This is a genomic window from Mesorhizobium sp. M1143, from assembly GCF_040318435.1.
In the GTDB taxonomy this organism is placed as follows: Bacteria; Pseudomonadota; Alphaproteobacteria; order Rhizobiales; family Rhizobiaceae; genus Mesorhizobium.
Genome location: NZ_JAMYMJ010000010.1, coordinates 16,309 through 39,191, shown reverse-complemented (window position 1 = coordinate 39,191; position 22,883 = coordinate 16,309). Strand labels below are relative to the sequence as shown.

General features: G+C 62.4%; 35 protein-coding genes. 17 read left to right on the top strand and 18 right to left on the bottom strand.

The window, feature by feature from the left end:
* Positions 1 to 27: 27 nt before the first annotated feature.
* Together NKH35_RS10500 and NKH35_RS10495 are read left to right on the top strand one after the other, a co-directional pair.
* On the top strand, positions 28 to 498 hold the full coding sequence (locus NKH35_RS10500; protein ID WP_023734283.1) for a GFA family protein: 471 nt from the start codon (positions 28 to 30) through the stop codon (positions 496 to 498).
* Positions 499 to 1,065: 567 nt separating this feature from the next.
* Positions 1,066 to 1,260 carry a hypothetical protein gene (locus NKH35_RS10495; RefSeq protein ID WP_023684343.1) on the top strand — a complete coding sequence of 65 codons (195 nt, stop codon included), beginning with the start codon at positions 1,066 to 1,068 and terminating at the stop codon, positions 1,258 to 1,260.
* A gap of 70 nt (positions 1,261 to 1,330) precedes the next feature.
* On the opposite strand, the gene waaF is transcribed toward NKH35_RS10495, so the two are convergent.
* Both waaF and NKH35_RS10485 read right to left on the bottom strand, forming a co-directional pair.
* Positions 1,331 to 2,353, bottom strand: coding sequence for a lipopolysaccharide heptosyltransferase II (gene waaF / locus NKH35_RS10490; RefSeq protein ID WP_023734284.1), 1,023 nt, complete (start codon positions 2,351 to 2,353; stop codon positions 1,331 to 1,333).
* A complete protein-coding gene (locus NKH35_RS10485) occupies positions 2,350 to 3,291 on the bottom strand; it encodes a glycosyltransferase (RefSeq protein WP_023808296.1) in 942 nt (313 codons plus the stop codon). The genes waaF and NKH35_RS10485 overlap by 4 nt, the downstream gene beginning before the upstream one ends.
* A gap of 483 nt (positions 3,292 to 3,774) precedes the next feature.
* On the opposite strand from NKH35_RS10485, the gene NKH35_RS10480 reads away from it, so the two are divergent.
* Positions 3,775 to 4,368 (top strand): glycosyltransferase family 25 protein, encoded by a 594-nt coding sequence (locus NKH35_RS10480; protein ID WP_198029717.1) that lies wholly within the window; start codon positions 3,775 to 3,777, stop codon positions 4,366 to 4,368.
* A 56-nt stretch (positions 4,369 to 4,424) separates the two neighbouring features.
* Complete coding sequence (locus NKH35_RS10475) at positions 4,425 to 4,619, top strand: hypothetical protein (protein WP_050590411.1); 195 nt, start codon at positions 4,425 to 4,427, stop codon at positions 4,617 to 4,619.
* A 19-nt stretch (positions 4,620 to 4,638) separates the two neighbouring features.
* On the opposite strand, the gene msrA is transcribed toward NKH35_RS10475, so the two are convergent.
* From msrA to NKH35_RS10445, 6 genes are all read right to left on the bottom strand, one after another.
* Positions 4,639 to 5,157 carry a peptide-methionine (S)-S-oxide reductase MsrA gene (gene msrA / locus NKH35_RS10470; RefSeq protein ID WP_352914381.1) on the bottom strand — a complete coding sequence of 173 codons (519 nt, stop codon included), beginning with the start codon at positions 5,155 to 5,157 and terminating at the stop codon, positions 4,639 to 4,641.
* A gap of 68 nt (positions 5,158 to 5,225) precedes the next feature.
* Positions 5,226 to 5,549, bottom strand: coding sequence for a hypothetical protein (locus tag NKH35_RS10465; protein ID WP_023734288.1), 324 nt, complete (start codon positions 5,547 to 5,549; stop codon positions 5,226 to 5,228).
* Between the two features lie 3 nt (positions 5,550 to 5,552).
* Positions 5,553 to 5,744, bottom strand: a complete 192-nt coding sequence (locus NKH35_RS10460; protein ID WP_023734289.1) for a hypothetical protein — start codon at positions 5,742 to 5,744, stop codon at positions 5,553 to 5,555.
* Positions 5,729 to 5,968: a hypothetical protein gene (locus tag NKH35_RS10455; RefSeq protein WP_023734290.1), complete on the bottom strand. Its 240-nt coding sequence runs from the start codon at positions 5,966 to 5,968 to the stop codon at positions 5,729 to 5,731. The genes NKH35_RS10460 and NKH35_RS10455 overlap by 16 nt, the downstream gene beginning before the upstream one ends.
* 96 nt (positions 5,969 to 6,064) lie before the next feature.
* Positions 6,065 to 6,268 carry a Pam3-gp28 family putative phage holin gene (locus tag NKH35_RS10450; RefSeq protein ID WP_023689878.1) on the bottom strand — a complete coding sequence of 68 codons (204 nt, stop codon included), beginning with the start codon at positions 6,266 to 6,268 and terminating at the stop codon, positions 6,065 to 6,067.
* Positions 6,265 to 6,957, bottom strand: a complete 693-nt coding sequence (locus NKH35_RS10445; protein WP_023734291.1) for a glycoside hydrolase family 108 protein — start codon at positions 6,955 to 6,957, stop codon at positions 6,265 to 6,267. Before NKH35_RS10445 ends, NKH35_RS10450 begins: the two co-directional genes overlap by 4 nt.
* A gap of 51 nt (positions 6,958 to 7,008) precedes the next feature.
* Between NKH35_RS10445 and NKH35_RS10440 the strand changes: the two genes are divergently transcribed.
* Positions 7,009 to 7,332 carry an LbetaH domain-containing protein gene (locus NKH35_RS10440; RefSeq protein ID WP_156937223.1) on the top strand — a complete coding sequence of 108 codons (324 nt, stop codon included), beginning with the start codon at positions 7,009 to 7,011 and terminating at the stop codon, positions 7,330 to 7,332.
* On the opposite strand, the gene NKH35_RS10435 is transcribed toward NKH35_RS10440, so the two are convergent.
* Together NKH35_RS10435 and NKH35_RS10430 are read right to left on the bottom strand one after the other, a co-directional pair.
* Positions 7,329 to 9,110 carry a phage terminase large subunit family protein gene (locus NKH35_RS10435; RefSeq protein ID WP_352914378.1) on the bottom strand — a complete coding sequence of 594 codons (1,782 nt, stop codon included), beginning with the start codon at positions 9,108 to 9,110 and terminating at the stop codon, positions 7,329 to 7,331. The two genes, NKH35_RS10440 and NKH35_RS10435, sit on opposite strands and share 4 nt — an antisense overlap.
* A 241-nt stretch (positions 9,111 to 9,351) precedes the next feature.
* Positions 9,352 to 9,984, bottom strand: coding sequence for a hypothetical protein (locus NKH35_RS10430; protein ID WP_156937244.1), 633 nt, complete (start codon positions 9,982 to 9,984; stop codon positions 9,352 to 9,354).
* Between the two features lie 117 nt (positions 9,985 to 10,101).
* Here NKH35_RS10430 and NKH35_RS10425 point away from each other — a divergent pair, with 117 nt between their 5' ends.
* Positions 10,102 to 10,923, top strand: coding sequence for a HEAT repeat domain-containing protein (locus tag NKH35_RS10425; protein ID WP_352914375.1), 822 nt, complete (start codon positions 10,102 to 10,104; stop codon positions 10,921 to 10,923).
* 322 nt (positions 10,924 to 11,245) lie between these two features.
* Here NKH35_RS10425 and NKH35_RS10420 read toward each other — a convergent pair whose 3' ends face one another.
* Genes NKH35_RS10420 through NKH35_RS10410 form a run of 3 tightly spaced genes read right to left on the bottom strand, consistent with a single transcriptional unit; the run spans position 11,246 to position 12,675 of the window.
* Positions 11,246 to 11,956 carry a terminase large subunit domain-containing protein gene (locus NKH35_RS10420; RefSeq protein ID WP_023734731.1) on the bottom strand — a complete coding sequence of 237 codons (711 nt, stop codon included), beginning with the start codon at positions 11,954 to 11,956 and terminating at the stop codon, positions 11,246 to 11,248.
* Positions 11,883 to 12,272 (bottom strand): hypothetical protein, encoded by a 390-nt coding sequence (locus NKH35_RS10415; protein ID WP_023734730.1) that lies wholly within the window; start codon positions 12,270 to 12,272, stop codon positions 11,883 to 11,885. The genes NKH35_RS10420 and NKH35_RS10415 overlap by 74 nt, the downstream gene beginning before the upstream one ends.
* A complete protein-coding gene (locus NKH35_RS10410; RefSeq protein ID WP_352914373.1) occupies positions 12,265 to 12,675 on the bottom strand; it encodes a hypothetical protein in 411 nt (136 codons plus the stop codon). Before NKH35_RS10410 ends, NKH35_RS10415 begins: the two co-directional genes overlap by 8 nt.
* A gap of 421 nt (positions 12,676 to 13,096) precedes the next feature.
* Here NKH35_RS10410 and NKH35_RS10405 point away from each other — a divergent pair, with 421 nt between their 5' ends.
* From NKH35_RS10405 to NKH35_RS10385, 5 genes are all read left to right on the top strand, one after another.
* On the top strand, positions 13,097 to 13,912 hold the full coding sequence (locus NKH35_RS10405; RefSeq protein ID WP_023734728.1) for a class I SAM-dependent methyltransferase: 816 nt from the start codon (positions 13,097 to 13,099) through the stop codon (positions 13,910 to 13,912).
* Positions 13,913 to 14,158: 246 nt separating this feature from the next.
* Positions 14,159 to 14,602: a Ros/MucR family transcriptional regulator gene (locus tag NKH35_RS10400; RefSeq protein ID WP_023671447.1), complete on the top strand. Its 444-nt coding sequence runs from the start codon at positions 14,159 to 14,161 to the stop codon at positions 14,600 to 14,602.
* Positions 14,603 to 14,644: 42 nt separating this feature from the next.
* The gene (locus NKH35_RS10395; protein WP_023689866.1) at positions 14,645 to 14,839 is read left to right on the top strand and encodes a hypothetical protein; all 195 of its coding nucleotides are present in this window, start codon (positions 14,645 to 14,647) and stop codon (positions 14,837 to 14,839) included.
* Between the two features lie 113 nt (positions 14,840 to 14,952).
* Positions 14,953 to 15,222 carry a hypothetical protein gene (locus NKH35_RS10390; RefSeq protein WP_023697755.1) on the top strand — a complete coding sequence of 90 codons (270 nt, stop codon included), beginning with the start codon at positions 14,953 to 14,955 and terminating at the stop codon, positions 15,220 to 15,222.
* Positions 15,223 to 15,316: 94 nt separating this feature from the next.
* Positions 15,317 to 15,622, top strand: coding sequence for a hypothetical protein (locus NKH35_RS10385; RefSeq protein WP_023671444.1), 306 nt, complete (start codon positions 15,317 to 15,319; stop codon positions 15,620 to 15,622).
* A 22-nt stretch (positions 15,623 to 15,644) separates the two neighbouring features.
* Here NKH35_RS10385 and NKH35_RS10380 read toward each other — a convergent pair whose 3' ends face one another.
* Positions 15,645 to 16,058 carry a DoxX family protein gene (locus tag NKH35_RS10380; RefSeq protein ID WP_023734727.1) on the bottom strand — a complete coding sequence of 138 codons (414 nt, stop codon included), beginning with the start codon at positions 16,056 to 16,058 and terminating at the stop codon, positions 15,645 to 15,647.
* A 145-nt stretch (positions 16,059 to 16,203) separates the two neighbouring features.
* Positions 16,204 to 16,677: an Lrp/AsnC family transcriptional regulator gene (locus NKH35_RS10375; RefSeq protein WP_031262516.1), complete on the bottom strand. Its 474-nt coding sequence runs from the start codon at positions 16,675 to 16,677 to the stop codon at positions 16,204 to 16,206.
* 114 nt (positions 16,678 to 16,791) lie between these two features.
* Here NKH35_RS10375 and NKH35_RS10370 point away from each other — a divergent pair, with 114 nt between their 5' ends.
* Together NKH35_RS10370 and NKH35_RS10365 are read left to right on the top strand one after the other, a co-directional pair.
* Positions 16,792 to 17,349, top strand: coding sequence for an RBBP9/YdeN family alpha/beta hydrolase (locus NKH35_RS10370; protein WP_023734725.1), 558 nt, complete (start codon positions 16,792 to 16,794; stop codon positions 17,347 to 17,349).
* Positions 17,350 to 17,432: 83 nt separating this feature from the next.
* Positions 17,433 to 17,798: a VOC family protein gene (locus NKH35_RS10365; RefSeq protein WP_023727100.1), complete on the top strand. Its 366-nt coding sequence runs from the start codon at positions 17,433 to 17,435 to the stop codon at positions 17,796 to 17,798.
* Here NKH35_RS10365 and NKH35_RS10360 read toward each other — a convergent pair.
* The gene (locus NKH35_RS10360; protein ID WP_023671439.1) at positions 17,795 to 17,959 is read right to left on the bottom strand and encodes a hypothetical protein; all 165 of its coding nucleotides are present in this window, start codon (positions 17,957 to 17,959) and stop codon (positions 17,795 to 17,797) included. The genes NKH35_RS10365 and NKH35_RS10360 overlap by 4 nt on opposite strands.
* 241 nt (positions 17,960 to 18,200) lie before the next feature.
* Here NKH35_RS10360 and NKH35_RS10355 point away from each other — a divergent pair, with 241 nt between their 5' ends.
* Both NKH35_RS10355 and NKH35_RS10350 read left to right on the top strand, forming a co-directional pair.
* A complete protein-coding gene (locus tag NKH35_RS10355) occupies positions 18,201 to 18,377 on the top strand; it encodes a hypothetical protein (protein WP_023671438.1) in 177 nt (58 codons plus the stop codon).
* 114 nt (positions 18,378 to 18,491) lie between these two features.
* Entirely contained in the window at positions 18,492 to 18,785 is a 294-nt protein-coding gene (locus NKH35_RS10350; RefSeq protein ID WP_023685943.1) for a DUF982 domain-containing protein, read from the top strand.
* Positions 18,786 to 18,834: 49 nt separating this feature from the next.
* Here the strand turns inward: NKH35_RS10350 and NKH35_RS10345 are convergent, their stop codons facing one another.
* Entirely contained in the window at positions 18,835 to 19,554 is a 720-nt protein-coding gene (locus NKH35_RS10345; RefSeq protein WP_023671436.1) for a Crp/Fnr family transcriptional regulator, read from the bottom strand.
* Positions 19,555 to 19,838: 284 nt separating this feature from the next.
* Between NKH35_RS10345 and NKH35_RS10340 the strand changes: the two genes are divergently transcribed.
* Positions 19,839 to 20,069: a DUF6894 family protein gene (locus NKH35_RS10340; RefSeq protein WP_023671435.1), complete on the top strand. Its 231-nt coding sequence runs from the start codon at positions 19,839 to 19,841 to the stop codon at positions 20,067 to 20,069.
* 106 nt (positions 20,070 to 20,175) lie between these two features.
* Complete coding sequence (locus NKH35_RS10335) at positions 20,176 to 20,676, top strand: hypothetical protein (protein ID WP_023685942.1); 501 nt, start codon at positions 20,176 to 20,178, stop codon at positions 20,674 to 20,676.
* Between the two features lie 37 nt (positions 20,677 to 20,713).
* Here the strand turns inward: NKH35_RS10335 and NKH35_RS10330 are convergent, their stop codons facing one another.
* Complete coding sequence (locus tag NKH35_RS10330) at positions 20,714 to 22,828, bottom strand: EAL domain-containing protein (RefSeq protein WP_352914367.1); 2,115 nt, start codon at positions 22,826 to 22,828, stop codon at positions 20,714 to 20,716.
* Between the last annotated feature and the right edge of the window lie 55 nt (positions 22,829 to 22,883).

Below are 22,883 nucleotides of genomic sequence, written 5' to 3'. Positions count from 1 at the left end.
GATGCCCAACCAGATGGAGGAGCGGTCATGCCCAATGATACAAGGCGGAGCGGCAGCTGCCTGTGCGGCGGCATCCAGTTTTCGGTGACGGGAGATCCCTTTCGGATTGGCCTTTGCCATTGCAAGGACTGCCGCAAGGCTAGCGGGTCGGCTTTTTCGGCGTTTGCAGTGTGGCCGCTCGAGGCATTCGAAACGACGGGTATCGTCAGCAGCTACGGCGACAGAAGTTTTTGTCCCACCTGCGGCGGCCGGGTCCCTTTGGTTCGTGAGAATGAGGTGGAAGTGACGATTGGCAGCCTCGATGAGGTGCCCACCGAAGGGCTGGAGCCCAGCTATGAACTCTGGGTCAATCGCCGTGAGCACTGGTTGCAACCCTTGCCTGCCGCCCGGCAATTCGAGCACGACCGGGTCGATGACGAGCCGACAAACCGTACAGCCGAACCGATTTCTGACGGTGTCGAGACGCCGTCTAGCTTGCCGCAACGCAAGTCGGCCTAGCGCGAGCGGCGCAGACAGCCGGCAGGCAGGAAATCGTTCTCGAAACCGCCCGATGCCGACAGAACCGGGTCCGACAACATTTCACCCGGCAGAAGCCAAACGCAAAAAGCCCGCCTTGGCGTCAATCCAAGGCGGGCGGTAGATCATCCGGCCTGCGCTGCCGTGGAACGATGGGTTGGCCAAAGCCCTGGGCTGAGACCCATGCCGTTTGTAACCGGCGATTGACTACGGAGCGGCCCCGGTCAGCTGGAATTCGTCTTGTGGTTGCAACGATGCTACGTTTGTTTGGGAACGAGAGCTTAAGACCACGCAATATCGTTACGTCAACTATGCTGTCCAAGTATCTCGTGGTGTGAACTGAAGGAATCTTCCTGTCTTGTACAAAAGAACGCTTTGTTTATTTTCTTTCCGTCACATAGTGTAGCGAATCTTGAAGCCGGATGGGGCGATTTTCGTGCAGGCAGCGCCTTCGCAGGATCGCGGTCCGCACGTGCAATATCCACTTCACGGCAATCTTCATGCAGCATAGCCAGCGCAAAGTTCATACGCAGACGTTGGGGGGCACCGATGGACCAGCCGAGCAAAATGGAGAACCTGCAGTTCGCGCAAGGGATACTGCGGGAGCTTAGGCAGAAAGCCGAAGCCGACGGCGAGAAGCTTCTGACTTATCTCATCGACATGGCCTACCTTGAAGCCAGCGACCGCATCCGTGCACATTGGGTCGGCAATCACGAGCCCGAAAGCCGCAGGGCCATGGGGTAACCGAAACGCAGCGATGGTTGCCCCCACGGGGCGTTTTTAACCAGACGCCTGGGGCCGGCGAGACCATTGGTCAGTTGGCGATACCGGCTGAGATGTCAGCCAGAGCCTCCCTCACCCGAGTTTCGCTGATGCCCCGCGTGTCCTTGACCCAGCTGGGCGTCGAAAGCGGTGGTTCGATAAAGCGAACATGGTTGTTTACGGGCCCATGCACATAGGGGCGATTCAGCCCGTAGATGAGCGCGCATGGGACGTTCAGGGCAGCGGCGGCGTGGGAAATCCCGCCATCAACCCCGAGGAACATGGTTGACGCAGCGATCTGGCACATCGCGTCAGCAATCGACGGGGTCGAGGTGAAGTCGATTGCCTCAGGAATGGCGGCGCGGATTTTTGCGGCACCGGCGTGCTCGCGCGGTCCGCCTACAATCCAGATTGCCCAGCCGCGATCATGATGGTCTCTGGCGATCGAAATGAAGCGCTCGACGGGCCATGAGCGGAAATTCTCAATGTCGGCAGTATAGAGCGCCAGGGCCGGTCGGCCGGCATCGATCTTCTTGTGCTGGCGCCAATCGTCCAACTCGGCCGGATCGACCACAAGCCGGGGCGCCGGCCACTCTGCGCCCGCAGCCGGCTTTTCGCCAAGCGAGGCAATCGAGCAGACCTCCTCGAAGAGCCGCGTCTTGCGGGCTCCGAAGGCCCATAGATGGGCCAACCAGCCGGCGGGGAAGCGATTGAGGAGGCCGAATTGCAACTCCTGCGGATAGCCGATGCGCTCCTCTATTCCGGCCATGAACGCCATCAGCGCCGCCTTGGTGCTGCTGGTCATCAGATAGGCCGTACGGTAATTTTCCTTGCGCAACTCGCCAACCAGGCGGCTGCGCTCGCCAAAACCGGGGCGCTGATGACGCTTGGCAAGCGCCCAGCCCTTCCTGACATGCGGCATCAGGCGCGCCAGCGGCGCTGCGACAGGCGAGGTGACGACATCTATGGGGCGATCAGGAAATCGCGCAGCGATGATCTGGATGGCGGAATGGCAACGGACGAAGTCGCCGACCGCGGGGAAGCCGACGAAGAGGATTGGATCGCCGGTCGTCAAGGAAGCGCTTCGCCGTCAAGGATGCGGGCATAGAGATCCAGATAACCGCGCGCCGCTTTTTGGATGGGAAATCTCGTCGCGGCCGATTCGCGGCATTGCTGAGGCGTAAGGTCGGCGACGGCCTCGAAAGCGGCCGCAAATTCTTCATCGGTCTCAAAGAAGCGCCCGCTGTCGGCATCGACCGTCTCGGGCAATGCGCCTCGCGTCGTCGTCAGCACCGGAGTGCCGCACAACATGGCTTCGACCGGTGCGTTGCCGAACGGCTCCTCCCAGGCGATGGGGTTGAGGAAGGCTCGCGCTTCGCCGAGAAGGCGAAGCTTCGGCTCGCCGTCAACGATTCCGTGGAAACGGTATCGCCTGCCAAGGCTCTTGAAAAACAACCCTTCGCGGCGGGTCTGACTTCGGCCCAGCAGTTTCCAACGCGAGCCACCGGCGATATCGAGACCGAAATCGAATTTTTTGGCGAGATCGACAGCGCGGTTGAGGCCTTTGCTTGATCGTGCAATGCCGGCGAGAAATAGCAGGCGGTCGCCCTTTGCAGCCGACAAACGATAGGCGTCCACCGGAAAGCCATTGTAGACGAATGTCTCGCGCCCATGCTGGCGGGCATGATTGGCGCTGATAAAGCTCCAGTTCGCAACTGGCATGGGCTGGTCCGGCATAAAGCCGCGCTGCGTATTCAGCGTTGGAAATGGCACCTCGACGGGCCAACTATGGGTGTGGACGATTTGAGTGTCGCGCGGAATGGCTGCCCGGCATTCGGCATCGGTCGAAGCGTGCCGGACTTCGAAGAGCGGGTGGCTGGAGCCAGGGCCAGCGATCACCACGACTTCGTGTCCGAGACGAACCATCTCCGTGGCCAGCCATTCGACCTGACGCTGAATCCCACCGTAACCTCGGCAGGGTATTACGCCCTTCAAAACGAGCGTCACCCGCATTGACCTTGCCTCACAATGCTCTCAAGACGGCCCAGTTGCGTCACGGGCTGGGCATTGTCAAGGTCGCGCCAGCAACGCAAAAAGCCGCGGCGGCCTCGACTGGGTTACGGAATCGTTAATCAGCGCTTGCTACTATGCCGGATGACCAAGAATCTCGGCAATGCGCCCACGACCATCTCCAGGCAACAGCCAAAGACCTCCGCTCTTGGTCGGCTGGCGCCCGCCCTGTTTCCCCTTGTGGTCGTCGCGCTTGGATACATGATCGGCCGGCAATTCTTCGGCTTCTAGGGCGACTCGACTCGTCTACCCGCGCACGGTTAAGCCTCGCGCCTCGCCGGGGATGCAGTCAATGTCCACCCAACCTCCAAAATCAACCGGCGGCACGTACGCCGCTACTGCCCCGCACGTAAGCAAATTTTGTGCAATCACGGGAACGTGATATTCACTGATCACCGGACAAAGGGGGCGCTGATGAGGTGTCTGGTGATCAATCTTGATCGTTCTCGCGATCGGCTGGCGCATGTCGCGTCCGAGTTCGGCCGGATCGGAGTACCATTTGAGCGTGTCTCCGCCATTGATTGCCCCGATTGCTGCTCTGTCGCCAAAAGCCCGCTGAGCGCTGCTGAGGTTTGCTGTTTCCTGAGCCACCGCTCGTGTTGGGAGATCGTTGCGGACGGCGCGGATCAATATGGCGCGGTTTTCGAAGACGACGTCGTTTTCGGCGCTGGCGCCGGCTCGCTGCTTGCTTCCGATCGATGGGTGCCACGCGATGCCGATGTGATCAAGCTGGAAACGCATTTTGCCAAAGTGAGGGTCGGACGCAAGGAAGTCGCTCTCGATGATGGGTTTTCGCTTGCCAGACTTTATGGCCTGCACGCGGGCGCCGCAGGCTATGTCCTCTCCAGATCGGCAGCGCAAAGATTGCTGCGCGGGACCATGCATCTGAGAGGAGAGGTCGACTTCGTTCTTTTTCACCCAGGATTCATGACCTGCTCGCTCAACCGAATCTATCAGATCATGCCGGCGCTTTGCGCACAGCACCATTTTGTTTCGGACGAGAGCGCTTTCCAAGCCTAGTGCGACGGCCCGGGAGGCGGCCAAAACCGTTTCTCGATCGAATTGTTGGAGAAGCGGTGCGAACCTTCGCCTATCTTCGAAACCAGAGCCTGACCGGAACAAAGAAGATCGAGGCCGTCGCGTTCTCAGGCTCTGAGGTCGACGGCAAACCCGTCCACGGCGCGTTCGTCTATGGGCAGCCCGAGCACGGCCACCTCTACGAGGCGGCCGGCATACCGATCGCGCGGAAGAATAGTTCGACCGCCAGATAAGCAGACGATAGCGGCTGCGTTACGAAACAGCCTTTTCGCGGACCGGAAGCTTCCAGCCCGGCCTGACAAAGTGGCAGGTATAGCCGTTGGGGTATTTCTCGAGATAGTCCTGATGCTCTGGCTCCGCCTCCCAGAAGTCGCCCGCCGGCGCAAGCTCGGTGACGACCTTGCCCGGCCACAGTCCAGAGGCATCGACATCGGCGATGGTGTCTTCGGCGACGCGCTTCTGCTCGTCGCTGGTGTAGAAGATCGCAGAGCGATAGCTCATTCCGACATCGTTGCCCTGGCGGTTCCTGGTGGTCGGATCGTGGATCTGGAAAAAGGATTCGAGCAATGTGCGAAAGCTGATCCTGGCCGGATCGAAAACGATCTCGATGGCTTCGGCATGGCTGCCGTGGTTGCGATACGTGGCGTTTGGCACATCGCCACCGCTATAGCCGACGCGGGTAGAGATCACGCCGGGATAGCGCCGGATCAGATCCTGCATGCCCCAGAAACAGCCGCCGCCAAGGACTGCACGTTCGATGGACGTCGCCATATCATACCTCCATTGGATTGCTCCTTAGGTAGGCATTGTCGCTGGCTTCTTCCAGCATCTCAAGTGCATCACTCGTTGCCGGCCGAGCCGAACCGCCGCACGATGACCTCGAAGACGATGTCGGAAATCCACATGGCCGAGACGCCGATCAAAAAGGCGGCGGCGAGCGTCGTGGTATCGTCGGCCGGATCGGGGATAGGCACGCCGGTTGCCCTGAACCAGGCGACGGCAGGCAGCGTCAGATACGCAGCCGCCAGCGCCCCGCAGATCGGCGAGGCAATCATCTCGCGCAGCTTGTAGCGATGGCGCGACAGTGCTCGCAGCACGCCGCCGGCTAGCCCGGCGGCGACGACCGGCCCCTTGATGCCGAGCATGTCGAAGAGGTCGTGCATCGGCTAAGGCCTCCATCCGCAGAGCTTTTGTCCCTTGCGGTTGTGCGCCAGGAGCGCTCTCGCCTCGGCGTCCGACAGGACGTCGACGGCTTCGGCCGAATGGCGCAGCGGGCTCGAAATCGCGCAGAAGCCGCCCGAAGCAGTCGTGCACCCGGCAAGCGCCACAAGCAGCGCAAGCATCAGTCCCTTGCCCATGATTTCAGCTCCTTTCGAACAGCGTCCGCCGGCAGTGCGCCGACGTCGTTCTGCACCTGCTCGGCGACCGCGCGCGCCGCGGCCTCAGCGGCCGCCAGTTTGCTGCGCTCGGCCCTGGCGCCGGCCAGCCGCTGGTGAACGCCCCAGCAAAGGGCGGCGATGACCGATGCCAGGAAGCCCAGCAGCGCCTTGTTGCCAAGCAGGACGGCGAGGAGCGCGCTCACAGCAGCCACCCGGCGACAAGCCCGGCGGCAAAGCCGATAGCATAGGGTTTCGCGGCTTCGAGATAGGCGATGAGCAGTTGTTGAAACCCTTCCATGTCAGTGCTCCCAGCCGGATTTGCGGGCCAGCCAGTGCCAGGTCTCCGTGACCGAGGCGATGGCGAGACCGGCGGCGATCTCCAGACCAGCTTGAATGTCGGGGTCGGAAGAAAATGCCGCCGCGTCGTCGGCGCCGAGCAGGCCACGCGCGACCAGAACACCGGCGCCGTAACGCAAGCCGATGCGGATGAAGACGGCGATCATGTCGAACTCCTTGCGAAAATCGATTTCAGGATTTGAAGCAGCGCACGCCAGAACGGCAGGCGTTCGACGGGGCTGACGCGCCCGCCGGTAGACACCGGCGGCATCGCACTGCCGGGCTTCGGCGAGAGCGCTGATGGCTGGGGCGGGGTGCCCGGCAAAGGTGCCGGAGCGGGCTGTAGTGCCGACATCAACAGCGCCTGGGAACGGACCGACCGGATGCGATCGCTCCAACCCTTGCCGAAAACCGGCCAGGTCGGCAGCCGCCGCAGGAATGCCAGGCGGGCATCGCAAAGATCGTCGATGACTGCGCCCGGTGGCCTGGCGCCGACAGCTTTGAGCGTGGCCGGGCCGATCCTGCCGTCCTGTGCGGTGCCAACTGCCGCCTGCAGATATTTAGCCGCCCTGCCCGGCCCACTGTTCACGGCGAAGTCGAAGACGGCATAGTCGACACCGCCGGGAAGCTCGGCGCCCGCAGCGGCATCCCAATAGAAGCGGCGATAGACCGTCGCCACCTGAGCATCCGTGATATGGCGAAGGTCGTCCTTCGTCGCAACCGCCTTCACGTAGCGGCGGAAATTGGCCAGCGTCACGCCCTTCATGGTTGCGCCGCCGGGATCAGCCGGATTGTCGGACCAGCCGCCTTCCGATTTGAGGACGAGCGCAAGCGCCCGCGCGAAGTTGCGGTCCATGGGGTTTTCCTTTCTGCCCGCGAAAGGCAGGTTGTCGATTTGCGAAGCTGCTTGCGGTTAGGCGTCGATCATCGAGACAACGTCGCTGGAGACCTTGGCGGGGCGGTATTTGGTGGCGTCGGCCGGAAAGGAGATCGGAACGGCGAATCGAGCGACGGCACCATTGCCGTCGTCGCCGCTGCGATGGTGATCGAAGATGCACCTCCGTATGCAGTGTTAGGAAGAATTCCGGCAAAGGTGATCAAGAAGCGCTTCGACGACGAAAATAGCCGAGGCTTATTGAGATTCGGTGGTGGATTGGGCAGACGCCATATCTCGGAAAGAGAGAGCGGCCTTTTGATCTTTCTTTTGAAGATTCACTCGAATTTATGTTAGGCCCATGCCCTAATGACAAGCCGCCAGCTTGCATTGGTAATATTTAGAAATCCACCAGTGTCTTTGCGTGTAATCTGAACGGCACTAGAAGCCTGCGACCCAAATCTAACGACCATGTTTGTAGTATCGGGAACGACACTTAGGCCTCGATTGGTGCTTGCTTCGTGCGATCCAATCGAGACAGGTTCTTCGTCTCCAATAGAATAGCCACCCTCAGCAGTGGTGCACTGTAAGAATGCAAGGTAATTTTTCGGCTTCACCCCCAGCCCATGAGCCAACGTCAGCGACCCGCCGGATGTGATGGTCTGTTGCGGGCTTTCATAAAACTTCTGAAGCAACGCCGTGGACGACTGGACATAGCGTGCATCCTGTTCGGCCTGCGACCATTGCAGCTTGATCCATCCTCCCCAGGCACCGCCAGCCTGCCTGCGCCGCCATAGCTTTTGGTCTGCCGCCGTAGTGTCGTTGACGAAATCATGCACCGTCTGCGTCCGGTAGCCAGTGCTTCCGTGCGCTTCCACAAACCCCAGGAACCAATTTACGCCGTCTGGCGCATTAGCCGCCGCCGAGGCCATATACCAGCCGTTGTCCAGGGCGTTGTTCCAATCGGTGATCGTCTGCGCGACGACACCGAGGTTAGGTCGGCTATCAAGTTTCAGATCAAACCCAGCCTTGACGAACCCCGTTGTAGCCAATTGCGTGGTATTCGTTCCAGGCGCTGCGGTCGGCCCCGTTGGCGTCCCGGTAAATGTCGGGCTGGCCTTCGGCGCCAGGCTGGACACCGCGATCCCACTATCCTTCCCCACCTTGCCCGTGGTGCCCGCGAAAGTGACAATATTGTCGGTTGCCGAAGACGCAGGCCCCAAAAAATCTCCTACTCCCGTCCCGTCGGCGCCTCTGTCGCCGGCGCGGTCGAACATCAACCAGATGCCGTTGGCCACCGTCGGCAAAGTGCCGGCGCCACTGACATAGGCGAGCGTCAGTTTGCGGTAGCGCGTCGCCGCCATCAAATCGTCGCGCAGCTTGACCACATGGCCGTCCTTGCGGTGGTAGAGGCGAAACTCCTCGAACCAGGGCAGCAAGGTCGAAAACACCTTGAAGCGGCCGGATTGCATGCGGTCGAGCATCTCCATCAGCCCGGCCTCGACCGAGACCGAGCCGTCGGCGAAGCGGGCGTGGCCCGACAGCATGTTCAGCCCATGCGCGGAATATTGTCTGGCAAGTGCGGTGCCCGCCCCTTCCAGCGTCTCGCGGCGGCCGTCGCGCGGCCAGGCCCAGGGCAGCCACTCGCCCCACGGCTTCAGGGCCAGTACCTGCATGGCCGGCGTCTGCTGCGAGGCCCTGGCTGCTTTGGTGACGTAAACGATATCAGCTTCCGTATCCCAGGCGAGTTCGACGGCGGCCGAGGGATGGTCCCATCCGAAATCGAGCGCGCCGATCCGCGGCCAGTAGCGCGGCAGCCGGAACGGCTCGCAGGCGATCAGCTCCTCGGCAATCGGAAAGATGCGGCCGGAGCCCAGCACCGGAACGCCGCGCGCCCGCGCCTCGCGCTCATGCTCGGGATAGGCGGCGACGATCGCGGCGCGCTCGTCAGGCGAATAGTGTTCGACGTCGTCTATGGTCATGAAGGTGACGTGACGGGTCATGCAAGCATGCTCCAATAGAGTGTGGCCATTGATACCACCGCTCATCAATGCGAAGCTGACCCAAGACTTGGGGGAACACATGATTCGGATTGCAATCGTTGTCGCCATTGCCGCCAGTGCATCGGCATGCACCAGCCAGGCGAATGTTCCTTACGATACGAGTAAAAAAATCTGCAGAACCCGTACCGATCCAGGAACAGGGTTCAAACGCGAGGTCTGCGTCCCCGACACTCCCAATCAATCCTGTATGCTCTATATATATCAGTATACCGGTCGAGAGAAAATATTGTGCGGCCCATTAACGCGCAAATCGCCAACCGCCGAGGGTCGTGCCAGGCAGCTTGCGGGCACCAAATATCCCTGATTCGACTTATCAACTGGGTTTGATGCGGATCACCTTTGGCGCCTGCGCATCCATGAACATGTAGCACCTGCCGAGCAGCGCCTTTTTGCCGAGCTCATCGAACACATTCTGCCCCAGCGGCGTGATCAGCACCTCGCCCGTAGCCAGCCCATCCTGGTGGCGGGCCTCGATCTCTTGCCAATGCGCATTCGCAACGTCGGAGAGCACGACATTGAAGGCTGGATGATTGTAGCTGACCAGCACGTTGCCATCATCCATGTCGGACGGCTTCATGTCCGGGTGATAGTTGTAAATCATGGCAAGCGTCTGGATGGCGGCCATGGCTGCCGCCTCATCGGACAGGCCGGCTTCCGTCAGCACGCAGGTGCCGTTTTCAAGGATGGCAAAGTCACGGCCTCTGTCGAAGTAATAGCCGAACCGTTCCTCGATGCGATCGATGGGTTGTGAAAACGAGGGTCGCCATTTGGGCACCTGGGGCTTTGATACCTCAGCACCACCCGCCGGCGACACGACAAGCGACGACAAACCGCCTGTCAATACCTGCCGCCTGTTCATGGACTTGGTTCCTCGACAACCTGGCCACCAGTCTAGTCGCGGTTCGCGATTCCGCAACGCGCCGAAACGGGAAAGCTTCGCTCTCATCTTTTCCTTTATCGCTTTATGCGGTAGGTCTTGCCGTGCATCGGCGACATCGATGCGTCTGGCTGGTGCATTCTGCGCGGCCTGTACTCTACGCGGGTGGGACAGCCACTCTTTGCCATGACAGATCTATTCGAGGCGATGCGCCTGTCCGCCGAGGACAGCGAGGTTGCTCATCTTTTTTTCAGCGAAGGCGGTAAGATCCTGCTGCCACTCGGCAAATCGACAAATGCCATGACAGGTCAGGAGATGCTGGAGCGGCTGCTGTCGTCCCCGCATGATGACGATGGCGCGCTTGCCAACGACCTTCTCGGCGAGCTCGGCAAGACGGTGCCGTTGGAAAGCCTTCGTCTCCTGCTGACCTCTGCCAATGCTGAGACGCGAGCGGCGGGTGCGTTTATTGCCACCTTTCAAAACCAGAACATAAGTTCGATGGTGGGTGAGCTGGCCGCGCTGCTTAGGGACAGCAACCCGCGCACGCGCTTCGATGCCGTGGAGTCTATCTTGCGATGCAGTACGCGGAACGATGGTCAGCATCTCGCGCACGCGTTGTTTGCCCTTGATGATTATCACGATGGTGTACGCATGGGAGCCGTCAAATTTGTGCGCTTTGCAAAAGACTGGCAGTTAAAGCTTGCGCGTCAGCACGCCGCGTTGCTCAGGCCGCAAACGCCGTTTTCGGTGATCGCCGATATCTCCGGGCAATGGCGAGATGATGCATCAGGCATGATCCGTGCGATGCTCGACCATTCAGAGCCGGTAGTGCGCCGTTACGGCCTGGGGCTGGCCAGCCGGGCGAGGTTGGTCGTTGTTGACGCGTTCGTCGAATGGGCGCAGGCGTCCGCCGATCCTGAAATCAGCAAACTGGCAACCGATTGCATCGAGCACAACCAGATATCGCACCACGCCGTATGGCAATCATCATTGCCGGCAATCGCCTGAGGCACCGCTGATCTCGGGGACGTGACATGACGTAGAGCCTGCCGAACTGATTCAAAGTAATGTCGTATGATGTTGTCCGCGCACGATATTTGCGCCGGGCGTGGCGGCTCTTACCTTCTCCCCTTGTGGGGTGAGAAGCGGTCCGCGTGGCGGACGAAAAGCCAATTGCTTGGCTTTTCGAGCTTCGAACGCCCTGAGCCTGCGAGGGGCCGGATGGTGGCCGATCCAACCTGCCGGGTCCCCGCTGCTCCGCAGCGTCCCGGCGTTCGCCGGCCTTTCGTCGTGCCACTGGCACGACGAATTCGCTTCGCGAACCAGCTGCTCACCCCACAAGGGGGGAAGGGAGAACCTCCTGCGCCGTTAAAAACCGCAACACCACGTCGCTCATGCCCAGCAGCGGCGTGAACGTCACGATGGTGATGCCGCCGGTGGCGTTGGTGCGGGTCAGGCCTTCGGAATAGATATCGAGCGGCGGCTCCTCGTCGAACCAGACGCCGTGCAGGGTTTCGCCCTGCCACTTTTCGCGGCCCTTCTCATAGCTCTTGAACGAAAGCACCGATTCATCGGCCTGCACGTCGCCGCCGCCGCCCCAGCGCACCACGATGCTGTCGAGCGCGCCCGGGGCGCCGCGGCCCATGGTCGTGTGCAGGATGGCGTTGGCCGGGATCATGCCGGTGCCCCATGCCGCCTGCTGCTGCGGCGGGCCGACCAGCACGCGCTGCGGGTTGTCGCGCGTGCCCTCGCCCGTCACGCCGGCAGCCCATAGCCTGACGGGGGTGTCGAAGGTCTTGCCCTGCCACCACGCGGGGTAGCGGCCGGTGAGATGCATGGCCCATTCGGCGCCGCCGGCCCTGGTCTTGCCGAGCTGGTTGCCGGCTATGAACAGACGTTCCCGGTTCTGCGCGCCGGCGGCGTGAAACTGCGCCTGCCTGGGATAAGGCCGGTAGGCGGCAAGCTGGTTAGTCCTGCGCCTGCGGTCCAGTTCCTGCAGCAGCGCCAGATAGTGGCGGCTCGCCTTCAGGCTGGTCGCCAAACGGCCCGAGGACGGCTTCGAGGCCGCGGATGCGGCGGCGGATCTCGTCATCGCTCAGGGCTTCCAGATTGTCAGATGAAACATGCAAATCCTTGGCCAGATCCTTGGGCAGCACCGATTGCACGATCTTCAGATACTGGTCGGGCTTGTCGGCCCGGACCGCGGCAATGACGCCGGCTCCATGGGCGCGGAAGTCGGCGCGCACCGCGTCGAGGAAATCATCGCCAAGCGTCTTCTTCGTCCGCTTCGGCTTGGCAGCGGCGGCGGCAGGCGCCTTGCGGTCAGGGCGCGCACGCGGCGCCGTCCGGTCAGCCATGATCCGAGATCCCGGCGGGCTCGGCAGTCGCTGCCTGCTTCGCCGGCCGCTTGATCTTGGCGGACTTGATCTTGCCGGACTTGCGCCGTGCCGATTTTGGCCCTGACCGTTTTGGGGCGGCCTTGCGGGCTGCATCAGCGGCCGGCGCGTGGCGCTTTCCGGCAGACGCGGCTTTCAGGCTTGCCCTGGCGATCGCCCTTGCGTCGTGCGCGCCGCGCGGAAAGCCGAAGCCGCCGATGGCATCGACGGGACCACCGCGAACCATGCCGATCAGCACGCCCGGCACGACCGGCTCCATACGGCCGATGCGCGCCTGCGGGGCAGCGCCCTCGAACACGCCAATGGCGCTGACGACCTCGCGGCCGTCATCGTCGGTGATGATGGTGGCATAGCGGTTGGACAAGGGAGGCCTCGCGGATAAGGCAGAATGAACCGAGGATAGCGTTCCTTCACGCCCCCCTCTGTCCTGCCGGACATCTCCCCCTCAAGGGGGGAGATTGGCAGCTCCAGGGTCGCGACCAATTTGCAGCGCCGACGATTGGCGAAAGCAAGGCGGCAGTCCGATCTCCCCCTTTGAGGGGGAGATGGCCGGCAGGCCAGAGGGGGGTGCTGCCCGCCGACATCCGATATCCGCACGTTGTGGGCATCAGGAAAACAAAACCCGCCTCGTGGGCGGGTCGGTGGACAAATCATAGCAAAGCTGCCCTCACCCGTCAATGCAAAAAAGGAAATAATTCCTACTTCGGTCAAAGCCGCGTCTTGGCGCGGCCGCGCATTGCGCAAGGGCAGCATCGATGGGATGCTGCGTCTCGTCGGAGAGCGCAATGAGCAATGTGACCAGTCACTATGGCAGCGGCGGCATCGTCGAGCGCATCCTGTCGGCTGTGCCGGACGCCAGGGCCGGCAGCCTCGCGGCCGAACAACTCTATCCGTTCGACCAGCTTCATGGCCGCGAGCTGATCGCCACGCAGGACCATGCCGCGCGTCTTGCGCCCTCCGCCGGCGATCGGGTTCTGGACATCGGCAGCGGCATTGGCGGCCCAGCCCGGTTCCTTGCCGAGACCTATGGATGCAGCGTCGACGGCGTCGACCTGACGCAGGCGTTCGTCGAGGCATCCCGCCGATTGACCGAGTTCTGCGGCCTCAGTGACAAAGTGCGTTTCCATGAGGCCGATGCGACAAGGCTGCCTTTTGCAGACGACACATTCGACGCGGCAATCTGCTTCTATGTCGGCATGAATATCGCTGACAAGGCGGCGGTCATCGGGCAAGCGTGGCGCGTGCTGAAGCCGAAAGCCAGGCTTGTCTGGACCGAGGCGGTGCTGGCGGACGGCGAGCCTTACTATCCCTTGCCTTGGGCGGTGTCGTCGGCGGCCAGCCATCTTGTCGACGGCGAGACCCTGAAGGGTCTGTTTGCTTCAGCCGGATTCCGGGTCGACGATGTCATCGACGAAACCGGCGATCATGTCGAGCTGGCGTTGAAACGGGCAAATTCCGGCATCGTGCCCTCGCCCGCCCAGCAGCAGGCCAATGAGATCGTGCTCGGCGCCGAGTTCGTGCGTCGGCGAAAAAACTACATAAGCAGCCTGAGCGAGGGAAAACTCGCCTCACTGGCCGTTATTGTTTCCAAGCCGGCATGAAACAAAAACCCGCCTCGCGGCGGGTTGCTGGCGCAAATCAGCACCATGAAAAAATTATAGCATAGCTGCCCTCACCGGTCAAGATATGTCAGGAAATAATTCCTACATCGACATCGATCGGAGACTCGGCGATGCTAGCGCTACCACATCCGGCGTCAAGTCATATGCATATGTTCTAAAGTGCCATGCCGTCGGCGGATGTTGTCTGATAATTTGCCCTTTGGCATCAAGGGGGCAAAAGAAGCCATGTCTGAGGACAAAATCCGAAATATAAATCTGACCGCCGACATCGTCGCGGCATTCGTGCGCAACAATTCAGTGCCTCCGGATAGCCTGCCGGCGTTGATCGAGAGCGTCAATGCAGCGCTCGCGGCCGTGGACAATCCCGTTGCTCCGCCGCAACCTGCGCCTGAGCCCGCGGTCAACCGCAAGCGCTCGGTAACGCCGAATTTCATTTACTGCCTCGAGGATGGCAAGAAGTTCAGGTCGCTGCGGCGTCATCTCGGCTCCGCCCATGGCATGACGCCGGAAGCCTATCGCGCCAAATGGGACCTGCCCGGTGACTATCCGATGACGGCGCCCAGCTACGCCGCCAAGCGCTCGGAGCTGGCAAAGGAGTTCGGGCTCGGCATCAGGACACCCGAGGCCCCGGCCGCCAAGGCGCCGGCCAAGAGCAAGACCAAGGCGTAAAGGCACGCCCCCTCCGTGCCGTACGCCTGCTGGAGGACGATCGTGGTGGCCGGAGAGCCCAATGACGTTCGCGTGGAACGTGTGGACCGCCGCCAATGGGCGGTGCTGGTTGCCGAGAATGGCACGGTGACCCAGCATCTGTTCATGGCCCAGGAAGCGGCCGAGGAGTTTGCCGACGGCGAGCGGACAAGGCTCGGCCTTCCCGCCAGGCCGCCGGCGGCGGATCCGCTGGCCTGAACAGTCCTTCAACGGGCTGCAGGATACAAGACGCAGCCTTCGACAGGCCGTCTAGCGACTGGTCATTAGCTGGCTCTTATGGAATCATTCCACTCCAATCGGGGGAGAGCGGGATGGACAAACCAGCCATGGCATCCGTGTTCAGGATGCGGCAAGCGCCAGCCACTGTTTCGGGCGTTCGCAGCGTCGGCCAAGGCCAGGCCGATCCGGTCATCGGCAGAAGGCCGCTCGGCGAGGCGATCCGCTTCGTCATCGACGCCCATCCCCATTACGACATCAGCGGCGTTTCGATCGCCTATGGCGACGGCTCGGCCCCGCGCCTCGGCAGCCGGGAGGTCAAGGCGCTGTGGGCCGAATATGGCCGCCGCTGGATGGAAGAGTAGCGCAGGCCATCGGCCGACGCCTATCGCTTGCATCCCCGTCCGGATCGTAACAGCGGCTCATGCGTTGAGCGTGAGCCAAATGGGAGCAACAGCCATGAACGTCGCCAATCTGCAACTCGAAGGCCTGCTGATGGCCGTCGCCTCGATCAATCAGGTACTGGTGCGCAAGGGCCTGCTCACGGTGGAGGATATCGACATTGCGCTGCGCAAGGCCGAGGCCATCGAAACCGGCGAGGAGCGGTCCGACGGCATGTCGGAGTCCAACCGCGACGCCGTCAACTTTCCGATCCGACTGCTGGAACTGGCCAATCAATGCCAGCCGGAGGCGGACATGCCGTCCTTCTCGAAACTGGCCCGCATGGTCGGCCAGATGAAGGAACCCTACAACGACCAGATGTGAGGCGGTCTGCCGACGCGGGGCCTCACCCTCGGCCGAGCTTCGAGGCCAGCACGCTGCCCGGTCCATGCACGCCGGCGAACAGCAGGCCGGCGGCGAACGGGAAATGGGACATGAAGGCGCCGAACTCGGCCTGGTTGCCGGTCCAGTGCGACGGACCGTGGAAGGCAAAGCCGAGGAAGACCACGTAGACGGCGGCGACCAGGGCGGCCGGTGTGAAGAATGCTCCGGTCAGGAGGGCGATCACCAGCAGCGTTTCGAGGATCGCGGCGCACCAGGCCAGAAACAGCGGGAACGGGAAGCTGGCGGCGGCGATGTAGCCGGCGGTCATGTTCATATCCATGAACTTGAACGCTGCTCCCATCGCGAACATGGCGGCCAGGGTCAGGCGGGCGATGAGAATGGCCGCGGTCTGCCACGGCGATTGAACGGCTTCCATGATGTGCTCCAAAGGTTTGCAACGGGTTTCATCCCAAGGACGGGCGCGACGCCGCCGATCCGACATCGTCCCGCAAAATTCTTTCCCGGCGAAGCAGAACTTCTGAAAAGGCCGCCGCTTGCGGGCAAGCCTGATTGCCGCCCGCTCAGAGCTTCGCCATCAGCTCCCGCCCCAACCGCTTCGGCGGCTCGGCGCGCAGCACCACATCGGTCGTCACCGCGCCGTAGCGGCCGATGGCGTCGACGATGCTTTCGAGGTCGGGCGGCGACGGGACGACGACCTTGACCAGAAAACAATCCTCGCCGGTCACCCGCAGCACCTCAACCACTTCCGGCATGGCCGCGAATTTCTTCAGGCAGGTCTGGATGTGCTCATGCGTGGTGCGCAGGCGGATCATGGCCATGGTGCCGAGACCGAGGGCGGTGGGATCGATCGCGGCCCGGTAGCCGGCGATGATGCCGCGCTCCTCCAGCCGCTTCACCCGCTCCGACGTCGCGGGCTGGGACAGGCCGACGCGGCGGCCGAGTTCGGAAATGCCGATGCGGCCATCCTCCTGCATGATCTCGATGATTGCCATGTCGGTGGGGTCGAGCCGTGGCCGGTAATCGCCGTTTGCCATGAACACCTTCAATCCATCGGAATTCTTCGTCGCTTTCCGATGATCTCTCATTCCGCGAACAAGGAGAAGCCCTAGGATTGGGACATCATCTGCGGCGAAGAAACAGGATTTTCCATGACCGACTTCATCATTCTGCCGGGCAGCGGCGGATCGGGCGAGGCCCACTGGCAGACACGCTGGCAACAGGCCGACCCGGCGATGCGCCGCTTCAGCCCGGCAAGCTGGGAGCTGCCGGATTTCGACGACTGGGTGGCGGCGCTGGACGTCGCGGTGTCACAGGCACAGACCCCGCCGGTGCTCGTCGCCCACAGTCTCAGCTGCCTGCTGGTCGCGCATTGGCAGGCGGTGTCGAGCAGTCGGATCGGCGGGGCGTTTCTGGTTGCGGTTCCCGACCCGGCCTCGCCGGTCTATCCCGCTTACGGAATTCCCTTCGCCGATACGCCGCGCGGGCCGCTTCGCTTCCCCTCGCTGATCGTGGCCAGCACCGACGATCCCTATGATCCGAACGGCTATGCCGGTGAGAAAGCCACACAATGGGGCAGCGAACTGCACATCGCCGGGCCGCTTGGTCACATCAACAGCAATAGCGGGCTGGGCGACTGGCCGGCGGGAATGGAGCTGCTGACGGCCTTCGTGAGAGAGAGACAGGCCGACCACGCAATCGCACCGTAGGCGCCCGAAGCGTGCGCGCGGGCTTGCCCCGACTTGTCCCGCCAGCTATCTCTCGGGAGGGGCGTTTGTGAGGGAGCCTGCGAATGGTGTCCGTCCGATATCTGGTCCGCGATGTCGATCTGTCCATCGCGTTTTATACGAGCCATCTGGGCTTCGCGCTGAAGCAGCAATTCGGTCCGGCGATGGCCATCCTGACGCGCGGCGACCTTTCGCTCTGGCTCGCCGGCCCCCTGGCGTCGGCAGCCAGGCCGATGCCGGACGGCCGGACACCCGAGCCGGGCGGATGGAACCGCTTCGTGCTCGAAGTCGAGCAATTGCCGTCAATCGTGACTGAGATGGGCGAGGCCGGCGTGCGGTTCCGCAACCAGATCGTCGAAGGTCCGGGCGGGCGACAGATTCTTTGTGAAGACCCGTCCGGCAACGTGATCGAGCTGTTCGAGCCCAGCTAGGCTTCGGCCGTCGCCTCGGATTCGGCGCCGGGCTTTGCCTGGCCTTCCCACTGCCGCTCCGCCTCTGCTTTGCGCTTCGGACAATCCTCGTAGTCATGCTCTCGCGAACCGCAATAGGAGCAGCATTTTGCCGGCGTGTCGGTTCGAAGCATTGTGGCCATGCACAAGAATGCACGAAAATTCATCCGGTTGCAGCAGCGTCTGCGACGTCGCTGCTGGGATGCGTGACCGCCAGCCTGGCGCCGCCCTCAATAGCCGCCGCCGAGGATCGGCAGAATCTCGGCGGCAGACATTGCGCGCGGCGCGTATTCGTCCGGCCTATATCAAAGTTAAATGCGGATGCTGGGCGTGAGGTGGTAGGTGATCCCGATGGGGGGACTCTCAACGCGCTCGAGGTGTCCCATGGACGTTCGAAATCTGATTGCCAAACTGTCGGCCGCGGTATTGCACCGCCGCGCCGCGTCTTCGCCGATACTGTTCAGGCCGATCCGCAACTCGCTCGCCGACATCCCGTTGAAGCCGGCGCCGCGGCCGCCTTATCGTCCGCATCGGCCGATCTGGCCGGCAAGCAACATGTAGCTCGCCAGGCCTGCAACCAGTTTGTGATTTCCTCGTTTATGGCGATCCCGTTTTCAAGGAGGCAAGTGATGAGATCGATCCGGGCGAGACGCGAATGGTTTGGATGGTGAGCGCATGAGCCGTTTTCTGCCCCTGACGATCAGATTCGTGGACGGCAGCGCGATGACGGTGTCGTCGATCGCCGACGCCAGGAGGGCGCTAGGCGGAACTTGGAAGAACAAGCAGACGGCGGCCTACAAGGCGGCCGACAGGCTGGTGGACGACGCGTTGAACGGCATTTGCCGCCCGGACATCGCCTTTGCCGCTTTCCAGAATGCCGCCGCCCAACAGGGCTTGCTGAAGCCGGCCAAGCCAAGTGCCGCCCTTGCCATGCTCGACGAATTGGCGTCGCTGGATGGGCATCGTTGAAAGACCGGCTGACGGATTGCCTGCGATGTCATGGCGAACGCCGGATAGCCTATCTCGGCTCGCGGTTCATGCTGAGATAAGTCGGGTCGAACTCGGCGATTTCCACCAGCTGCTGCCAGTCCAGAATGGTCACCATGTAATTTGCCCAGCCGATCACACCGATCTTGCGCAACGCGCCGATGACCCGGTTCATGTGGACCACCGAAAGCCCAAGCACATCGGCCAGTTCCGCCTGCGACAGAGGAAGCCGGAAACTCATGCCGTTGGTCTGCTTGACCACTTGGAGCCGCACGAACAGCTCGCACACAAGATGCGCCAGGTGCGAGGTCTTGGACCGCCGGCCCATGGCCACGATCCATTCCCGGTGAATGGCGCCATCGACGAGCGTGTCCAGCCACAGCAAGCGGCTCAGATGAGGCGCCTGTTCGGTGATCGTCCTTAGCCGACTGTGGTCGGCGGCGATCACCCGGCATGGCGACAAAGCTATAATGCCATGGTCCATTGTCTTGAGCAGGAAGGCGTGCAAATCGACAAAATCGCCGGGCACCTGCAACGAGGTGAACTGGCGGCCGCCATCCTCCAGCACCTTGTAGCGCGCCGCCAGACCCTCGATGATGAGCGTGCTGTAGCCTGGCCTCGATCCCTCGGAAACGATGTCCTGACCGGTGGCAAAATCCATCTCGATGGTCATGGCGGCGGCCAGCAGCCCCTTTTCCTGCTCGGACAAAGCGTCATGCTGGCCAAGGTTGAGATAAAGCGGTTCTAGCATCGAGGATCCAATTCGAGATTTCGTGGACATTCGTGGCCTAGCCAAACGCCGGAGATCGGGTGCGGTTGCAATCGGCCGGCACGGCGACGGCTCCTGGCAGGAAATCTGCTCAGGACACAGTCGCATGGAACCATGGGTGCGGGTTGGGATTTAATCCATGTCGCTCAAAAATGGCCCCGATTTTGAGACAACGACATGCATAAAAACACAGACCTGAAGCGCGTCGCCTGCGTCCTTTCAACCGCGATGCGCCTTAGCGTTCTCACGCAGGGATCCTTGCACACATGGAACGGTTCTACTTCGACTTGTACAACGCCGAGACCCAGATTGATGAAGAGGGGCAGCTTTTTCCCAGCCGGGAGCGTGCGGGAGCCGAAGCGCTGCGCATATTGCACGATGTGGCGCGCGACGAGATACCGGAGGGCGACCACCGGCGGATCACCGTCAAGATGCTGAACGAGAACAGGGAGCAGATATTCGAAGCGTCACTGACCATGGCGTCGCTGTGGAGTTGAACTCGTCGACCCTGTCGAGGACTGTATGGAACCTCTTGCCCTCCCCTCTGTTTCCTAAGGAGGGGCCAGCGGCAGAAGCTGCACGGCTGATTGACTGGAGGCATCTATGTCCTTGCAAAAGCTTCATCCCGAGCAGGTCGACGACACACGCAGGCTTGCCTATTCGACCTTTGCCCCGGCGCTGATCGGTTCGCTCACCAAGCGTCTGGCGCGGTGTCAGGGCGTCAAGGAACTGGGCGCCCTGGAAAAGTCGCTCATCCGCCTGATCGAAGACTCTGATGTCGATGGGCCGCAAGCCGAGGCGATGAAAGAGTTCGCCATCGAGCTGGTGGTGTCGACGATATCGGAAGCCCGCGCTCACCCCGACACCAAGAGCGATGTCGAAGCCGTTGGCGAGCGCCGCGCCGAAGGCCGCTCCGAGAACCCGCAGACGCTCGAGGAGCAGTTGCAATCAGGCCTCGAAGACAGTTTTCCGGCCAGCGATCCGCCCGCCGTCGTCTCGACCGCCATTTCCGGCGGCTCGAAGGACCTTGTCGGCACCGACGAGGTGTTGCGCCGCAAGAAGGAGGCGGCGCAGCGAAAGCAGGAAAAGGCCGACGCCGGTTAGCCGGACAAGTCGCGCCAGCTCGGGCGATGAGAAGCCGTCAGCCGAAGCGCTTTTCCGGTGACTGTCCGCTGGATGGTGACTGTTCGCCGGCCCGCGCGACGATCGCCTCGAGCGGCTCCGGCCGGTGAAGCAGAAAACCCTGGCCATAGGCCACGCCCATGCCGCGCAAAATGTCGAGCGCTTCCTGCTGTTCGATCTTTTCGGCCACCACCGCGCAGCCGAGACTTTTGGCGATGCCCGCTATGGCCGAGACGATCTCGCGGTCGAAACGGCTTTCCGCGATATTCTCGATGAACGAGCCGTCGATCTTGATTTGATCGACCGGAAAGCGCTGCAAATATTCGAACGAGCTCATGCCGGCGCCGAAATCGTCGAGGCTGACGCGGCATTGCCGCTCGCGCGCCTTGCGCACGAACTGCTCGGCGGCGTCGAAGTTGGTGACGGCCGCGGTCTCGGTGATCTCGAAACCGATGCCGGAATGCGGCGCCCCAGTCTCGGCGATGACGGCGTCGACGAAATCCCACAGCAGCGGATCGCTCAGCGTCTGCGCCGACAGGTTGAAGCCGAGCATGATGGCGCCTGACCGCATCGCCGCGCCATGCTGCGAAAGCGCTGTCCTGATGATCCAGCGGTCCAGCCGCGAGGCAATGCCGAAGCGCTCGGCGACCGGAATGAATTCGTTGGGCGGGATCAGCTTGCCATTGCGCCCGGCAAGCCGCGCCAGCACCTCGACATGGCGGCTCTCCTGCCAAGGCTGGCCCAGAAGATGGATCTCCTGGCCGAACAGTTTCAGCCGCCCGTCATCCATGGCGTCGACCGTGTCGGCGGCGACACGCGCCGCGTTGAGGCCGCCGGAGCCCGACGCCGCGTCCGCCGAAAACACCGCGAAGCGATTGCGCCCGGCCGCCTTGGCGGCATAGCAGGCGTCGTCGGCGCAGGCCAACGCATCGGCAACCGTGGTGGTGGTGTCCTCGACGAAGGCGATGCCGATGCTGGCCGCGAGCTTTCGCGAGGTCGCCGGCAGTCCGAGGTCGGCGTCACGGACCGCCGCAAGGATGGCGCCCGCCAGCGCCTCGGCCTTGGCCGATTGGCAATTGGGCACCAGCAGCGCGAACTCGTCGCCGCCGAGGCGCGCGGCACGTGCCGATGCCGGCAGGCAGCCCAGAATACCGGCGGCGACACCCCTCAGCGCCAGGTCGCCGGCGGCGTGGCCGGCAAAGTCGTTGAGCGCCTTGAAGTAGTCGAGATCGACATAGAACACCGCCAGCGGCAAAGCCCGCTCGGTGGCGATATGCACGGCCAGCAGCCGGTCGAAGGCGGCACGGTTCAACAGGCCGGTCAGCGCATCGTGGTGAGCGGCGTAGGCGAGTTCCCGCTCGCGTTTCTTGTCCTCGGTGATGTCGCGCACGGTGCCGAGAATCTGGCCCGCCGTCTCGGGCGCCGCGATGAAGCGCACCAGCGATTCGACATGGCGGATTTCGCCGTCGCGCCTGACGATGCGGTATTGCGCGGCGACGACGCCGTCGGTCGAAAGCGGCGCCAGATGGGCGCGCTCTGCGGCATCCTTGTCGTCGGGGTGCAGATAGGAATGCCAGAGGTCGGCGGCCACCTCGTCGGTGTCGGCGACCAGACCGAATATCTCCCTGGTGCGGGCGTCCCAATAGCTCTTGTTGGCGTCGATATCGTGATGCCAGATGCCGGTGCCGCTGGCCGCCAGCGCCAGGCGAAAGCGCACATTGACCCGCTCCAGTTCGGCTTCCGCCTCTTTCTGCCGGCTGATGTCGGTCTGCACGCCCATCAGCCTGACCGGCTTGCCCGTCTCGTCACGCTCGACAATGCCGCCGCGGTCCAGCACCCAGATCCAGTGGCCGTCCTTGTGCTTGAGGCGCAGCTCGGTCTCGATCGAGGCGGTCAGGCCGGAAATGTGCCGCTCGCCGCTGGCCAGCGCCCGCTGGCGGTCGTCGGGATGCGTCAGCTTCAGCCAGAGGTCGTCGCTGTTGGCAAGCTCGCCATCCTCATAACCCAGCATGTGCGACCAGGTCGGCGAATAGAAACAGTCGCCGCTCAAAATATCCCAATCCCATACGCCGAGATGAGCGCGTTCGAGCGCAAGCGCCCAGAATTCGCCGTTGCGTATTTTCTCTTCAGCCATGCCCTGGTTTCGCTCACTCCGTCGCCGCCACTATGCACGCAAGCAGAGAAGAAAG

Excerpts from the sequence above, each read along its gene's own strand:
- NKH35_RS10465 (WP_023734288.1), bottom strand. The coding sequence starts at position 5,549 with ATGCACGACCTCTTCGACATGCTCGGCATCAAGGGGCCGGTCGTCGCC.
- NKH35_RS10370 (WP_023734725.1), top strand. The coding sequence starts at position 16,792 with ATGACCGACTTCATCATTCTGCCGGGCAGCGGCGGATCGGGCGAGGCC.
- NKH35_RS10350 (WP_023685943.1), top strand. The coding sequence starts at position 18,492 with ATGAGCCGTTTTCTGCCCCTGACGATCAGATTCGTGGACGGCAGCGCG.
- NKH35_RS10400 (WP_023671447.1), top strand. The coding sequence starts at position 14,159 with ATGTCTGAGGACAAAATCCGAAATATAAATCTGACCGCCGACATCGTC.
- NKH35_RS10360 (WP_023671439.1), bottom strand. The coding sequence starts at position 17,959 with ATGGCCACAATGCTTCGAACCGACACGCCGGCAAAATGCTGCTCCTAT.
- NKH35_RS10390 (WP_023697755.1), top strand. The coding sequence starts at position 14,953 with ATGGACAAACCAGCCATGGCATCCGTGTTCAGGATGCGGCAAGCGCCA.
- NKH35_RS10340 (WP_023671435.1), top strand. The coding sequence starts at position 19,839 with ATGGAACGGTTCTACTTCGACTTGTACAACGCCGAGACCCAGATTGAT.
- NKH35_RS10375 (WP_031262516.1), bottom strand. The coding sequence starts at position 16,677 with ATGGCAAACGGCGATTACCGGCCACGGCTCGACCCCACCGACATGGCA.
- NKH35_RS10430 (WP_156937244.1), bottom strand. The coding sequence starts at position 9,984 with ATGAGAGCGAAGCTTTCCCGTTTCGGCGCGTTGCGGAATCGCGAACCG.
- NKH35_RS10460 (WP_023734289.1), bottom strand. The coding sequence starts at position 5,744 with ATGGGCAAGGGACTGATGCTTGCGCTGCTTGTGGCGCTTGCCGGGTGC.
- NKH35_RS10345 (WP_023671436.1), bottom strand. The coding sequence starts at position 19,554 with ATGCTAGAACCGCTTTATCTCAACCTTGGCCAGCATGACGCTTTGTCC.
- NKH35_RS10330 (WP_352914367.1), bottom strand. The coding sequence starts at position 22,828 with ATGGCTGAAGAGAAAATACGCAACGGCGAATTCTGGGCGCTTGCGCTC.
- NKH35_RS10500 (WP_023734283.1), top strand. The coding sequence starts at position 28 with ATGCCCAATGATACAAGGCGGAGCGGCAGCTGCCTGTGCGGCGGCATC.
- NKH35_RS10380 (WP_023734727.1), bottom strand. The coding sequence starts at position 16,058 with ATGGAAGCCGTTCAATCGCCGTGGCAGACCGCGGCCATTCTCATCGCC.
- NKH35_RS10385 (WP_023671444.1), top strand. The coding sequence starts at position 15,317 with ATGAACGTCGCCAATCTGCAACTCGAAGGCCTGCTGATGGCCGTCGCC.
- NKH35_RS10495 (WP_023684343.1), top strand. The coding sequence starts at position 1,066 with ATGGACCAGCCGAGCAAAATGGAGAACCTGCAGTTCGCGCAAGGGATA.
- NKH35_RS10415 (WP_023734730.1), bottom strand. The coding sequence starts at position 12,272 with ATGGCTGACCGGACGGCGCCGCGTGCGCGCCCTGACCGCAAGGCGCCT.
- NKH35_RS10335 (WP_023685942.1), top strand. The coding sequence starts at position 20,176 with ATGTCCTTGCAAAAGCTTCATCCCGAGCAGGTCGACGACACACGCAGG.
- msrA (WP_352914381.1), bottom strand. The coding sequence starts at position 5,157 with ATGGCGACGTCCATCGAACGTGCAGTCCTTGGCGGCGGCTGTTTCTGG.
- NKH35_RS10365 (WP_023727100.1), top strand. The coding sequence starts at position 17,433 with ATGGTGTCCGTCCGATATCTGGTCCGCGATGTCGATCTGTCCATCGCG.
- NKH35_RS10405 (WP_023734728.1), top strand. The coding sequence starts at position 13,097 with ATGAGCAATGTGACCAGTCACTATGGCAGCGGCGGCATCGTCGAGCGC.
- NKH35_RS10450 (WP_023689878.1), bottom strand. The coding sequence starts at position 6,268 with ATGATCGCCGTCTTCATCCGCATCGGCTTGCGTTACGGCGCCGGTGTT.
- NKH35_RS10355 (WP_023671438.1), top strand. The coding sequence starts at position 18,201 with ATGGACGTTCGAAATCTGATTGCCAAACTGTCGGCCGCGGTATTGCAC.
- NKH35_RS10425 (WP_352914375.1), top strand. The coding sequence starts at position 10,102 with ATGACAGATCTATTCGAGGCGATGCGCCTGTCCGCCGAGGACAGCGAG.
- NKH35_RS10445 (WP_023734291.1), bottom strand. The coding sequence starts at position 6,957 with ATGGACCGCAACTTCGCGCGGGCGCTTGCGCTCGTCCTCAAATCGGAA.
- NKH35_RS10485 (WP_023808296.1), bottom strand. The coding sequence starts at position 3,291 with ATGCGGGTGACGCTCGTTTTGAAGGGCGTAATACCCTGCCGAGGTTAC.